This window comes from Shewanella sp. SG44-2 (assembly GCF_014164215.1).
Taxonomy (GTDB): domain Bacteria; phylum Pseudomonadota; class Gammaproteobacteria; order Enterobacterales; family Shewanellaceae; genus Shewanella; species Shewanella frigidimarina.
The window spans coordinates 1-14,358 of sequence record NZ_JACJEU010000025.1 but is presented as its reverse complement, the minus strand read 5'-3'; the positions used below and the strand labels follow the sequence as shown (position 1 = coordinate 14,358).

Genomic DNA, 14,358 nt, shown 5'->3' with positions numbered 1-14,358 from the left:
AGCGTATGACCACAGCACACACATCTACCGAGCCACTCGTCGTTGATATTGCCATAGTGGGTGGCGCCATGGCAGGTGCCACGTTAGCCCTAGGGTTAGCTAAGTTATCTGCCACATTATCTGCTACTTTATCATCTGCCACTTTAGCGCGTCCGCTGCGCATTGCACTCATCGAAGCTCATGTTGCCAACAACAATCATTCCGGTTTTGATGCCCGTTCTATCGCCATTGCGCACGGTTCTATTTTCGAACTGACTCGTTTAGGCATTTGGCCTAAGTTGCAGCATCTTGGCACCGCGATCGAAAATATTCATGTGTCTGATCGCGGCCACTTTGGCATGACCGAACTTAACGCTAAACCATTAGGCTTAGACGCGTTAGGGCAGGTGGTTGAATTGGCTCGTGTGGGTAACGTGTTATTCGACGAATTACAAAAGTCATCTGTCAGCGTGTTTTGTCCTGCCAAAGTCACTGATTTACAAGCCCAAACAGACGGTCACTTATTAACATTAGATAATGGCACTCAGCTGCATTGTCAGTTGCTGGTGGCCGCAGATGGCGCTAACTCGGTTGTGCGTCAACATTTGCAGCAGCCTACTGAGCAAATCGATTTTGATCAAACGGCGGTCGTTGCCAATGTCATTACCGACCAACCGCATCAACACTGGGCTTATGAGCGCTTCACCCAAACAGGTCCATTAGCACTGTTACCGATGACGTCAGTGCCATCAACACCTTCCACTCAAGCGCGATATTCACTGGTATGGGCATTACCGCCAGCCAAAGCTGATGAATTAAAAAATGCGGATAAAGCTGAGTTTTTAGCGGCATTGCAACAAGCATTTGGCCATCGTGTCGGCCGCTTTATCGATGTGGGTCAACGGGTCAGTTATCCACTCACGTTATCGTACATGCCTCGGCCGATTTACCATCGTTGTATATTTGTCGGTAACGCCGCGCAAACGCTACACCCTATTGCCGGACAAGGTTTTAACCTGGGTTTACGTGATGTAGTCGGGCTACTCAAGGTGCTTGAACATGCCTTTAGCAGTAACACTGCAACCGAAATCGACCTCGGCAGCAGCGCTATCGTGCATCAATATTTAGCCGCTCGCCAAGCCGATCGCGACAGCACACTCAACAACATCGAATTTTTAGTGCGTGGCTTTTCCAATCAATATTGGCCGTTAGTTGCCGGACGCAATATCGGTTTGCGTTTATTGTCTTGGCTACCGCCGTTAAAGCGCCCCGTAGCGCAAACCGCCATGGGCTGGCGTTAACTCATTTTAAGGTAAGGATTGACCATGTTTTCAACTAAAACTTATGATGTTGCCATCGTCGGCGGTGGTATGGTCGGGCTTGCAACCGCAATCGGTTTAGCCAATGCCGACCTTAATGTGGTGGTTATCGATGCTGGCACAACCCAAGCGGTCAGCGGTGAGCCTAAATTGCGCGTCAGTGCTATTAACAAAGCAAGCCAACAACTGCTGGAAAACCTCGGTGCTTGGCAATACCTCGACGACAACCGTGTTAGCCCTTACCAAAAAATGTCGGTATGGGACAAAGACGGCCTAGGTAAAATTGAGTTCGACGCCCACAGTATCAGCGAAGCCTATTTAGGTTCGATCATTGAAAACGACGCCATCAGTTATGCCCTTGCCAAACGCGCCAGCGAAATAAGCAACATTACCCATATTGAAAACCAACGCCTTGAGCGTGTAGCCTTTGGCGAGCGCGAAGCTTGGCTAACCCTAGCCAATGGCGATAACGTCAGTGCCGCCGTGGTGGTTGCCGCCGACGGAGCTAATTCTTGGGTGCGCCAGCAATGCAGTATTCCGCTAACCTTTTGGGACTACGGCCACCATGCCATTGTCGCGACCGTGCGCACCGAACTTGCCCACGACGCCACCGCCAGACAAGCCTTTTTACCTGGCGGCCCATTAGCTATGTTGCCACTGTACGACGACAACTTATGTTCCATCGTCTGGTCAGTATCGCCGGACCAAGCCGAGCAATTGTTGGCATTAGACGATATCGAATTTGGCAAAGCATTAACTGCCGCGCTCGATGGCCGTTTAGGCATGTGCCAGGTGGTTAGCGAGCGTCAATCATTCCCGCTACGTATGCGTTATGCGCGCCACTTTGCCCGCCATCGATTAGTGCTGGCTGGCGACGCTGCTCACACCATTCACCCGTTAGCTGGCCAGGGGGTTAACCTAGGCTTTTTAGACGCAGCTAGCATCATCGACACCTTTACCGAACTGCACCAGCAAGGCAAAGATTTAGGCGAATACAGCCATTTGCGCGCCCTTGAACGTTGGCGTAAAGCAGAGGCGATGGAGATGATTGCCACCATGGAAGGCTTTAAAAGACTGTTTGCCGGCAGCAATCCGCTTAAAAAAGCCATGCGCGACATAGGCCTAACCCTAGTTGATAATGTCGCTGGGCTGAAAACAGTGTTCATCAAACAGGCTATGGGTAACAAAATGACATTACCTAAACTTTGTCGCGAGCCAATTTCATCATAGCTAATATAGAAACTTGTTTAATATCAGTCTATACAGTTAAATCGGCGTTTTTATTGTAAAAAATTATGTAAAAAAATTACAACAATAGATTAGCTAAACTAATGCGACCGGACTCGGATTAGAAAAATTTTTTGTATACAAAGTGGGTCTGCGGAGTATAATTTTGGCCGCATTTTATCAAAAACCTACATAAGAAAGGCCTCAAAAAAAGGGATAATAATGGCTAGCAAAACTGTACTTTTTAACAAGCATTTAGAATCGAAAGCCAAAATGGTAGATTTTCATGGTTGGGAAATGCCGATTAATTACGGCTCTCAAATAGAAGAACACCATGCAGTGCGTCAAGATGCGGGCATGTTCGACGTATCGCACATGACCGTAGTTGACGTAACCGGCAACGAAGCTTGTGCCTTTTTACGTAAGTTACTTGCTAACGATGTCGCCAAACTTACCGTACCTGGTAAAGCCCTTTACGGCGGCATGCTAGACGAAAACGCTGGCATCATCGACGACCTTATTACCTACTACCTTACCGACACTCATTACCGTGTTGTGGTTAACTCAGCCACCCGCGACAAAGACTTAGCGTGGATCAACAAGCAAGCCGCCGCGTTTGATGTTGTTGTGACTGAACGTCCAGAGCTTGCGATGATTGCCGTGCAAGGCCCTAATGCTAAAGCCAAAGCAGCTACTGTATTTTCTGCTGAGCAAAACGCTGCCGTTGAAGGCATGAAGCCATTCTTTGGTGTGCAATCAGCCAGCTTATTTATTGCCACAACCGGTTACACCGGCGAAGCGGGCTACGAAATCATTGTTCCAGAAACCGAAGCAGAAACCTTATGGCAAGCACTACTAGATGCAGGCGTTAAGCCATGTGGTTTAGGTGCGCGTGACACATTACGCTTAGAAGCGGGCATGAACCTATACGGTCAAGACATGGACGAGTCAATTAATCCATTAGCCGCTAACATGGGCTGGACTGTAGCGTGGGAGCCAAGCGAGCGTGACTTTATTGGCCGTGATGCACTCACCGCCATTAAAGCGGCTGGCACAGACAAATTAGTCGGCTTAGTCATGGAAGAAAAGGGCGTATTACGCCACGATATGGCAGTATTTTTTACCGACGCAGACGGTGTTGAGCACCAAGGTGTGATCACCAGCGGTTCGTTTTCGCCAACATTAGGCTATTCTATTGCCATGGCCCGAGTGCCTAGTGGTATTGGTGCCATCGCTGAAGTTGAAATGCGTAAAAAGCGTGTTAACGTAAAAGTCATCGCTCCAAGTTTTGTACGTAACGGTAAGCAAGCTTTCTAACAACTCAATAAAATGAGTTGCGCTTTACCCAAAAAGAATTTATTTGTTAAGTATTAGAACATCAGATTAAGGAACAACGATAATGAGCACTATTCCAGCAGACTTGAAATATGCATCTTCGCACGAATGGATCCGTAAAGAATCAGACGGTAGCTACACAGTAGGTATCACTGAGCATGCTCAAGAGCTATTAGGCGACATGGTATTCGTAGAATTACCAGAAGTTGGCGACACAGTAACTGCCGGTGAAGACTGCGCAGTAGCTGAATCAGTTAAAGCGGCATCAGACATCTATGCACCTATTTCTGGTGAAGTGATTGCCGTAAACGAATCTTTAGAAGACTCGCCAGAGCTTGTTAACAGCGACGCATTTGGTGACGGTTGGTTCTTCCGTGTTATGCCTTCTGACGAATCAGAAGTGGATGCATTATTAGATGCAGACGGTTACCAAGAAGTGATTGACGAAGAATAAGCGCCAATGACGCAGGAAGCTCCCTCGGGAGCTTCTTTGTTATCTAACGATAAAAGTGTTGCGCCCTGCAGTATTGTCGTTTCTGCTTCATAAAGGAAGTGGCACACATAAAGCCACTCACGACGTAAGCGCGTTGCATTAATAAACCCTTTACGGGTTAGTCACGTATTACACGTTTTCACCCTAATCCAGTTCTGTGCCCTACCGCCATAACTGGTCGATTTGGAACAAGGTTTAACATGACCAAGCAAACCCTGACACAACTAGAACAACACGAGTTATTTCTAACCCGCCACATTGGCCCCAATGCTGAGCAGCAACAAGAAATGCTCAACTTCATTGGTGCAGAGTCGTTAGAAGACTTAACCGCGCAAACCGTTCCTGGCAAAATTCGTTTACCACAAGACCTCACCATCGGTGACTCGTGTGGCGAAGCCGAAGGTATTGCCTATATCCGCAACATAGCTGACAAAAACAAAGTCTTTAAAAGCTATATCGGTATGGGTTACTACGGCGTGCAAGTGCCAAATGTTATTTTGCGTAACGTGTTCGAAAATCCAGGTTGGTACACTGCTTATACTCCATATCAGCCAGAAATCGCTCAAGGCCGTTTAGAAGCAATCTTAAACTTCCAACAAGTGTCAATGGACCTAACCGGCCTTGACCTTGCGTCAGCCTCATTGCTGGACGAAGCAACCGCAGCGGCAGAAGCCATGGCCCTTGCCAAGCGCGTGTCTAAAGCTAAAAAAGCCAACATCTTCTTTGTTGCCGATGACGTATTCCCACAAACATTAGACGTAGTGAAAACCCGCGCAGAATGTTTTGGTTTTGAAGTGGTCGTTGGCCCAGCGAGTGAAGCGGTAAATTACGAATTATTTGGTGCCTTGTTCCAGTACACCAACCGTATTGGCCAAATTACCGATTACACTGAGCTATTTGCTACGCTTCGCGACAACAAAGTCATTGTTACAGTAGCAGCCGACATCATGTCGTTAATGTTACTTAAATCACCGGGCGCCATGGGCGCAGATGTAGTATTTGGTAGCGCGCAACGTTTTGGCGTACCAATGGGATACGGCGGACCACACGCAGCATTCTTCGTTGCCCGTGACGAACATAAACGTTCAATGCCAGGCCGTATTATTGGTGTGTCAAAAGACACCCGCGGCAACAGCGCATTACGTATGGCCATGCAAACGCGCGAGCAACATATTCGCCGCGAAAAAGCCAACTCAAACATTTGTACCGCGCAAATTTTATTAGCCAACATGGCGTCGTTTTATGCGGTATTCCACGGCCCACAAGGCTTAAAAACCATAGCATCACGCATTAACCGTTTAGCCGACATATTAGCGGCAGGCTTAACAGCAAAAGGCTTAACCTTAGCTAACACCACTTGGTTCGACACCATCAGTGTTAAAGGTGCCGACGTTGCCGCCATTAATGCCCGCGCCATAGCAGCGCAAGTTAACTTACGTATAGATGCAGACGGCGTGTTTGGTATCAGCTTAGATGAAACCACTATCCGTACAGATATCGCAGACTTATTTGACGTTATCCTAGGCGCAGGTCACGGTTTAGATGTTGCAGCACTCGATGCCGACATCGTTGCTAATGGCAGCCAGTCAATTCCAGACGCGCTAGTACGTCAAGATGCGGTATTAACCCATCCAACGTTTAACCGCTACCAAAGCGAAACCGAGATGATGCGTTACATCAAGCGTCTCGAAAACAAAGATTTAGCCTTAAACCACTCAATGATCTCGTTAGGTTCATGCACCATGAAACTCAACGCCGCAGTGGAAATGCTACCAGTAAGCTGGCCAGAATTTGCTAACATGCACCCATTCTGCCCGCTAGATCAGGCACAAGGTTACACCCAGTTAATTAACGAACTGTCTGAGTTTTTAGTTAAAATCACCGGTTACGACTCTGTGTGTATTCAGCCAAACTCAGGTGCGCAAGGCGAGTACGCTGGCTTATTAGCGATTAAGAAATACCACGAGTCTCGCGGCGACGCGCACCGTAACATTTGCTTAATCCCACAATCAGCTCACGGTACCAACCCTGCATCAGCACAACTTGCTGGTATGAAGGTAGTGGTTACAGCTTGCGACAAGCAAGGTAACGTTGATTTAGAAGACTTACGCACTAAAGCAGCGGAGCTTGCAGACAGCCTATCGTGCATCATGATCACGTACCCATCGACTCACGGTGTTTACGAAGAATCAATCCGCGAAGTATGCGAAATCGTCCATCAATATGGCGGTCAAGTGTACCTAGACGGCGCAAACATGAACGCACAGGTTGGTTTAACATCACCAGGCTTTATCGGCGCAGACGTATCGCACCTTAACTTACACAAAACCTTTGCTATCCCGCACGGTGGCGGTGGTCCTGGTATGGGCCCAATCGGTGTTAAATCACACCTTGCGCCATTTGTAGCAGGCCACACAGTGATTAAGCCAGGCCGCGAAAGCGACCATAACGGCGCGGTATCTGCTGCACCTTATGGTAGCGCCAGCATTTTGCCAATCAGCTGGATGTACATTAAGTTGTTGGGCACTAAAGGGGTTAAGCAATCAACCCAAACAGCGCTATTAAACGCTAACTACATCATGAAAAAGCTCTCAGCACATTATCCTGTGTTGTTCACCGGCCGTAACGACCGTGTTGCCCATGAATGTATTATCGATTTACGCCCATTAAAAGAAACCTCTGGCGTGACCGAAATGGATATCGCTAAGCGTCTAAACGATTACGGTTTCCACTCACCAACCATGAGCTTCCCAGTAGCGGGAACCTTGATGATTGAGCCAACTGAATCTGAGTCTAAGGTTGAGCTGGATCGTTTCATCGAAGCGATGATTTCTATTCGCGGTGAAATTACCAAGGTAGAAGCAGGCGAGTGGCCAGTAGACAATAACCCACTGCATAATGCACCTCACACCTTAGCGGATATTATGGACCCAGAGTTTGATTCACGTCCGTACAGTCGTGAAGTGGCCGTGTTCCCAACGGCTGCGGTTAAGGCAAATAAGTTCTGGCCAACCGTAAATCGTATCGATGATGTTTATGGGGATCGCAATTTGATGTGTAGTTGTGTCCCACTTTCAGACTACGAATAAATGATAATGACTACTTGGCCTCGATAATACGGCGTCAGCCGACACTTTTCTCTTCTCATTGACACCAGTCAACTCCGAGGAGAAAAGCATCGGCTTTCTTGTCTTCTCATCGGCAGTAACGCCATTATCGTGGTAGTAGGCTTCATTTGAAGTTTTAGAATTTAAAAGCGACCGAAAGGTCGCTTTTTTGTTTGTGTCATTCCAGTAAATTCCGAACAAACGTCTTTCCTGCAATGCTTTTAAGCCGGAATCCAGGTGTTTTCTTTTTTCTTCATCTTACATCTTAGCTATGGCTATGGCCTGCGGCCACTAACGTCGTGGCGCTTCGCCCACATCAGACCAAGAGGAAATCAACGGCTGTTCCCTCTTGACTCTTTTTAAAAGAATTAGCCCAGCCGCCCCGCAACATTTTCCTTAATGATTTAAACAACAGATGCGAAAAGGTCGCCATGGGGATTGATCCAGCTTTTAACTTCGTTTGTAGACTGCTTCGGCCCATCTTACAATAAAGAGTGAAAATGCTAACGCTTCCGATGGGAATCTGATGTGAATGGATTTACGAATGTCGTGATGGCATGGTCAATGATGTTCCCGACATCATAATGACATTTCCCATATCCATATGGGGCAGATACCAAAGAACGACCTGTACCGCGAAAGCTAGCCTGACGTCCTGTCAGGCTCACGCTATTTTCTTCAACGGCCTCAAGTTCAGGTGGAGCATAAAGATAAAATTAAGGCATTAAAAAGCGACCGAAAAGGTCGCTTTTTAATTGGCGGAATAATTTACTCCTCCCCCTTAATTGATTCAATCACTAAACAAGCGTTTAATTGCAGATTCTGCTCGGGAATTTGATGAAGTTTGCTCACCCATTTCAACTTTATAACAGTTGAAACTAGGTCCAGTCTCAGGTGACCAATCCTCAAACTGAATGACTCTCATGCTTCTACCTTGTGGTGGCAGTAAAAAATCCAATAAGCGGTTGGTAAGGTCTTCATGGTGACTAGTAACAATCACTTGCCGTTTCCATTTATCTCTATCGTTCGCATAAGCTAACTTTCTGAGTAGGACGGCTGCGGGGATTAATTGGTTCATATCCAAAGACGTCGTAAAGTCATCAAAGCCTATTACCTTATGGTTTAACGTATCAGCGAGCGCTAGATTAAGATTGATGGTCCAACAAATCGCAAGTTGGGTTTTTTGCCCTGTTGATAAGTCGGAAAAACTCACATTATTTTGTGTTACAAAAGTCCATTCTGGTTTTTTTTCTGTACCAATATTGCTAAGTTTTATTGGGAGAAAGCCTTTTGGGAAATGGAAATTACCAAGTAATGAATTCATGTTTTCAGTCAAATTTTGTAACTCAACAGCTGGAATCTCGCTCATAAGGTTTAGTAATTGGCTGTTTGTTCCTGACTCCTGCTTACAAATTTTTATTGCACTAGATAACAAGGTTTCAGCGCTTCCAATACTTTCAGCTTGACTAACATTTTGTTCGTCAAGTTGTTTGTCATGCTCAAGACGTGACCAATTTTTAAAAGCACGAATCAATGGTTCTGGTGAGTACATCTCCTTCTTTACAGGTTTTAGATCTGCTAGTAAGTTGATTTTGTTTTTAGCGTAATCAAGAATGTCGCTGATTTTTAATGTGTTTCCATTAAGTTTTTCTTTTAGTTCTTCTCCATAAAGGTTGAGCTGCTCAGCCGAGGTACTATATAAACTTAATTGTTGGATTTGTGAAGAAATCTGTTTGCTCTGTTCTTCAATGAGTAAACGTTGTTGTTGTAGCTCTTGAAGTTTTTTTAGACTCAGGGATTTTAATTGAGCTAAATTTTCAGTCAAATCATTCACAATCTTATCTAAATTAACTTTTTCAGCATCGTTATCAAAAGCGCTTAGCCATTGATTTATATTACTATGGAAATTATTTAACCAGTTGCCAAGGCTATCACCGTCACTAAGTCGTGCTATTGCTTCGGACACTTTCTGATATTGGCTTCGTAGTATTTCTTGTTGTCCTAACATTTTGTTTATTGCTAATGAATACTCATTTTTAGCAAAATCAACAACTAATGTATCTAACTGCAAATGCGATAGATCATTTTCTTCAGCCTTTTTACTCCATTTAATTTCTAAGTCAGTAGGTAATTGCATTAATCTATCGACAAAAATCTGACTAAACTCTTGATTTTTCGCTTGAGCAGATTTATTCGCCATCATGTTGAACTGAATTTCACTGAGACATTTTCCAATATTTTCTAAATGCTCAGGAATACTTTCGCCAACCACCTGGAATTGTTCAATTAATAGGCTCAATCCTTTAGACAGATTTCGAATTTGCGAGTCCCATTTACTTTGCAAATTTCCATTTTTTAGAGTGAGTGTTGACGAAGTTAATAATTTTTTTGCAGGATGATCTAGGTCTAGAAATTCAGTGCCTTCAGAGATTATTTCTGCAAACTTCTTTCGTTCAGCTTCGTAATCTTTTCTATATTTACGCCGAATTAATTGCTGTTGCAGCGACTCTAATTGAGGCAGCAATGATTTAAGATTAGCTTTCAATGCCTGTGCGGGCTTGTTGTCAGGTTCAAGTAACTGGATCACTTCATCACAAGCTAATTTCTGAATATGTTCCTGGAAGAAAAAAGTAGATGCCGTCTTTAAAAAATCTTCCCCTGAATTTTTCTCTCCTATGATGAACTCATTACCATTTACCCTGACTAACCCATCATTTTGAGTTTTATTAAGATATTTATTAGGGATGCCGTCATGGTTTATAGTCCAGTTTAAGGCTTCCAATAAAGAGGTTTTTCCTACACCATTTTTGCCTGTAATCAGAATTAAATCAGCATTAGAAAAATCAAAACAATTAGATTTTTGACCTTGATTTGACCTATAGCCTTTAAAGTTTTGAAGCTCAATTGAACTGATAGTTTTATTAAGCGTCATTGTTTGTTCCTTCAAAGAAGTGTGTACCTAATAGGTTGTTTAAATCATCAACTATCTCTTGTTGCCAATTTTGAGCCATTTTCTCTACTTGGCCATGCTCCAAAGCTTGTAGCACATTATCTGAATACCGCCCAAAAAGCTGGGGATCAATGCCTGCTGAAATTTTTGCAGTGGGAATGGCTTCAAGTAAAAGCTCTTTAAAACGACTGTTATCAATTCTCTTAGGTGAGTACGGCTTAACTTGTAATGCACCAGTCCATTTATCTATAAGATCTTTTACAGTAGGATACTTTTCTGCATTCGCTATTTGGACAATAAAACGGCCACGGTGCCAGTCCTGATCACCAGTCAATTTCAACCATTCATTTATTAAATTTTCTTCTTTACAATCATCAATATCAATAACTGCAATTAATGGTGAGAAATACTGAAGGTCGCGAAGTAAATCTGCTAATTGATCCATTTTCTGTGCAATATCAAAACGCATATCAGCCCAAACTATTTTGTCAGCATTAATTGTTGGCGATAACCATATAACTAAATTGCAAGCCGATGAGCAATGTACTGAGATTGGTATTATTGATAATATTGGATCAGTTCTTTTATCTAACTCGATGCTAAAGCAGTCATTTTTTTCCAATTGTCACTTCCTTTAGACTTGTATTAAGTAAGAGCGCTTATTTAAGCTTGGCTGGTTGACATAGTAATAATGAGTAGGTGATTGAACTGCATCCATCAGTCTTTTATTAATAGACGAAATACCATTCAAACGGCCATCATAGAATATATGTTTCCATCCCAAAGCAATTATGGTGCTAGGTTGCAAGGTGCTTTTGCCCATAACTTTTGCTAAACGATGTATTTGTGGTCTAGTGCAACTCCCCGCATTTCCTATTAGAAGAATCAACTCTGCGGCACCAGTTATTTCATTTGATGTATTTGAATCGGTTAAGAATGATGGGCTTGCAGAAACATACAGTGACTTTACTTCATCTTTTAGCGATATCCCAATACCTCTTTTTTGGCAAAAGCTAATCTGTTCTTTGCGATTTTCATGCAAAATAAATAGTAACAACATCAGCTCGGACATCAGCGCTTTATTTTCATTAACGGGTACGTAGTGAGCAGCTTCGTCTTGCTCATTAAAATGACCGTTTAACATCTGAAGACACGTGCTAAACGCTTGATAAATACTATTTGGTAATATTGTCCTAGCACATATCTGTTTCAATGAGCTCAACCAATCTGGCACACTTGTTATTTGCGACTTTTCATCATCTTGAAATTTGTCAGCTTCAAGAGTCTTTTCAAAGGTCGATAAAATCTCACCAAGTATTGTTGACGCATAGGGAACAATTGCAGTAAAACTAGCATTCGCAGGAACTATACTATGCTCTAACGCATTGATTAAAAGCTGACGATAAATACGCTCAAAAATAGCCTGCCATAGTTCGTCAGCAGGTAAAGTCGAGCCAACTTTAGGGTTCCGTATAATTAACTTATCACCATCCTGTGGGGGAAAATCATGTTGAAAAGCATATGATTTAATAATTTGCTGTTGATGAAAACTAGGATGCAGATCATAGATTGCTACTATTGGGGCTGATGGGGTATTAAATAGCTCCACTATTCCTTTTGTATGTGAATAATCGGAGTATTCATCCAACACGGTTTGCAAAGTATGATGAATTTGTGGTTCATCGCTACCAAAACCGTTAAAAAATAGTGTATTAGAACGTAACCTATCTTTAAATATATCCGCTGCCCATTGTCGGTTACGCCATTGCTGTAGTTGACGTTCAGTAAGTAATATTCGCTCACATTGATCTTCATTACTACCATCGCCTAGCTCTTCGGAACAGCCGTTTATTTTGAAAATTTTAAGGCGATTAACGACTCCATTCGACGTCGCTCCGAGTTCCCTGTAATTATTCAGATTTGCTATTACATCCGCTGAGTTTTTGCCTACAATTTTTGTGTAAGCTTTTTCAAAATTACAATCATAGTTGGTCGTTATGACTTCACTGATTAAGGACTCTCTAGCTAGTTTAGCTATAATTTTATGAGCAGGAGTTGGTTCGAGTTTTGGGTATTCGACAATTCTTAACAACTCAATAAGTTGTTTGTAAGGCGCTTTAGAGTTATTTGAATCGTCAATATTGCTAATCGGTTCCCACAGGAAAAGTTCTGCCAAATTTCCCAGTTTAAGGTTTTTCGCAGCTGAAATTACGTCACAAAAGAAACAACCAGATTTAATGGTGCCAACCGATACAATTGAATGCCCTAGTTGTTGCAGCCTGATGAGACAACCTTGTTGAACGTCTTTCGCATCAATAGTTGTCGTGTGACTGCAAATTGGACCATGGATATTTACATCAAACCGATCAACACGACTAGCTAACAAAGCGCATTCGAGAGTTGCAATCATCCAAGGTACTGTATGATATCTAAGCCCTTCAGGATGCTCACTATATAGTGAAATACCAGCACCAGCGACAGGAATACATCGTCTATTTAGAATTTGTCTAACGATATATTCGAAAGAATTATTAGGGTTCATTACCACAGCCTCAATTTGGCTTTACATATCCTAGAAAGTGGGGCCGGATTAATTTTATCTATCTTTATCATTGCCCCACCTCGCTCTTACTCAAGCACCGCTGTGCCACTTGATACACGATGGCATCGACCTGCTGTTGGCTGAGTGATTGAGTCCTGACAGAGGGTAACGTTTTGACCAGCTGTTTGTGGTTGATGATCGGAAACGGTGGCCGTGTTTGGCTGGTTACATACCAGCCTGGGAACACGAGTACTGGGCTGGAAATGATTTGTTCTCCAGTCGCTTTAGTGAGCCATTGGCTGACCCATTTAGCCTGGCGAGTGGCTTGTTCGAGTGGCTTGGTTTCTACCCATGATGGAAAGTGTAAGCGACCATCTTTATAGAAAAGCTCGTAACCCTTACTGCCATTCGGATTGGGTTGAGTATGGTCTTTATGTCGCTTGTGGCGGCCTTTGGTTTCGATGGCGAATACGCCATTTTTGCCTATGGCTAAGTGGTCGATGTTAAAGCCGTCAGCTTGTATGTCGTGAAACACTTGATAGCCCAATGCTTGTAAGCCGATTAACTCATTGGCAGTGGCTATTTCTGCTGTGTGGCCTAGGCGTAATTTGGTGAGTTTGGAAAAGTTTTTCCACGTTTTGTAGCCGCAATAAGATAATCCGATAAAAGAGATTATGGCAAACATCCAAGGGAATTTGCCGACGGTAATGTGTGCTTGAATGCTGTTAATGGCAAATGGCAGACACACAACCAATACGCCCATTAGCATACTGGCGATTAAATTGATTTGGAGGTCTTGTATCTCTTGCTGTAAGCCAAAAGCGGGAATTCGTTGAAGTTGGTCGCGATCGACGGGTAATTTAACCGTTCTGTCGCGATGTTTGAGCAATACAAACATCACCCCAAGGGTGACAAACATACTAGAAAGAAGAATGCCTACTGATAATAAACTGGAGATGAAGCTTGTCATTGTCGTCCTTGAGCGTGGTGTGATCTAAGTAATTGGTCGCAATTCTAAATCCATGAATCTGCTGGATTAATATACTCCGAGTTTGGCAATATTGTAAGTGGAAATTCTCATCAATCGTTAAGCGTCGCAATTGAGCGAAATGGGCTGTTGCTGTATTCAAAAATATCATTGCATAATAATGGCTTGTATCAGGGGGGGATCTTAATGGGTTAGCGTCACAGCTACCATTTTACCTGAGTGTGAAACATAAAAAGGCCTGCTTATTTTAAGCAGGCCTTTTGGGTTTAGTTTTCGCTGTTAGTCATGTTCACTTCAAAAACATCGCTTAAGCTAGTCACTATTTGGGTCTGTCACTTTCTACTCAAGCCGTTTACAAAATCAGTCTATAAAAGCAGTTATAAAAGCAGTTATAAAAGCAGTTATAAAAGCAGTTATA

General features: G+C 43.5%; 9 protein-coding genes. 5 read left to right on the top strand and 4 right to left on the bottom strand.

Translation table 11 applies throughout. The features are described 5' to 3' along the window. Positions 1 to 5: 5 nt before the first annotated feature. The 5 genes from ubiH (at position 6) to gcvP (ending at position 7,442) form a co-directional block, all read left to right on the top strand. Positions 6 to 1,280, top strand: a complete 1,275-nt coding sequence (gene ubiH / locus H5181_RS15875; RefSeq protein ID WP_182751497.1) for a 2-octaprenyl-6-methoxyphenyl hydroxylase — start codon at positions 6 to 8, stop codon at positions 1,278 to 1,280. 24 nt (positions 1,281 to 1,304) lie between these two features. Beyond that, positions 1,305 to 2,528: an FAD-dependent oxidoreductase gene (locus H5181_RS15870; RefSeq protein WP_123776496.1), complete on the top strand. Its 1,224-nt coding sequence runs from the start codon at positions 1,305 to 1,307 to the stop codon at positions 2,526 to 2,528. A gap of 219 nt (positions 2,529 to 2,747) precedes the next feature. Continuing rightward, on the top strand, positions 2,748 to 3,842 hold the full coding sequence (gene gcvT / locus H5181_RS15865) for a glycine cleavage system aminomethyltransferase GcvT (RefSeq protein WP_182751496.1): 1,095 nt from the start codon (positions 2,748 to 2,750) through the stop codon (positions 3,840 to 3,842). 82 nt (positions 3,843 to 3,924) lie between these two features. After that, positions 3,925 to 4,314: a glycine cleavage system protein GcvH gene (gene gcvH / locus H5181_RS15860; protein WP_011638589.1), complete on the top strand. Its 390-nt coding sequence runs from the start codon at positions 3,925 to 3,927 to the stop codon at positions 4,312 to 4,314. Positions 4,315 to 4,553: 239 nt separating this feature from the next. After that, the gene (gene gcvP, locus H5181_RS15855; protein WP_059745593.1) at positions 4,554 to 7,442 is read left to right on the top strand and encodes an aminomethyl-transferring glycine dehydrogenase; all 2,889 of its coding nucleotides are present in this window, start codon (positions 4,554 to 4,556) and stop codon (positions 7,440 to 7,442) included. An 808-nt stretch (positions 7,443 to 8,250) separates the two neighbouring features. Here the strand turns inward: gcvP and H5181_RS15850 are convergent. From H5181_RS15850 to H5181_RS15835, 4 genes are all read right to left on the bottom strand, one after another. Further along, positions 8,251 to 10,392, bottom strand: a complete 2,142-nt coding sequence (locus H5181_RS15850) for an AAA family ATPase (protein WP_182751495.1) — start codon at positions 10,390 to 10,392, stop codon at positions 8,251 to 8,253. After that, positions 10,382 to 11,032, bottom strand: coding sequence for a hypothetical protein (locus H5181_RS15845; protein ID WP_182751494.1), 651 nt, complete (start codon positions 11,030 to 11,032; stop codon positions 10,382 to 10,384). Before H5181_RS15845 ends, H5181_RS15850 begins: the two co-directional genes overlap by 11 nt. Positions 11,033 to 11,044: 12 nt before the next feature. After that, the gene (locus tag H5181_RS15840; RefSeq protein WP_182751493.1) at positions 11,045 to 12,952 is read right to left on the bottom strand and encodes an SIR2 family protein; all 1,908 of its coding nucleotides are present in this window, start codon (positions 12,950 to 12,952) and stop codon (positions 11,045 to 11,047) included. A 67-nt stretch (positions 12,953 to 13,019) separates the two neighbouring features. Next, on the bottom strand, positions 13,020 to 13,922 hold the full coding sequence (locus tag H5181_RS15835) for a nuclease-related domain-containing protein (protein ID WP_182751492.1): 903 nt from the start codon (positions 13,920 to 13,922) through the stop codon (positions 13,020 to 13,022). Positions 13,923 to 14,358 lie beyond the last annotated feature (436 nt).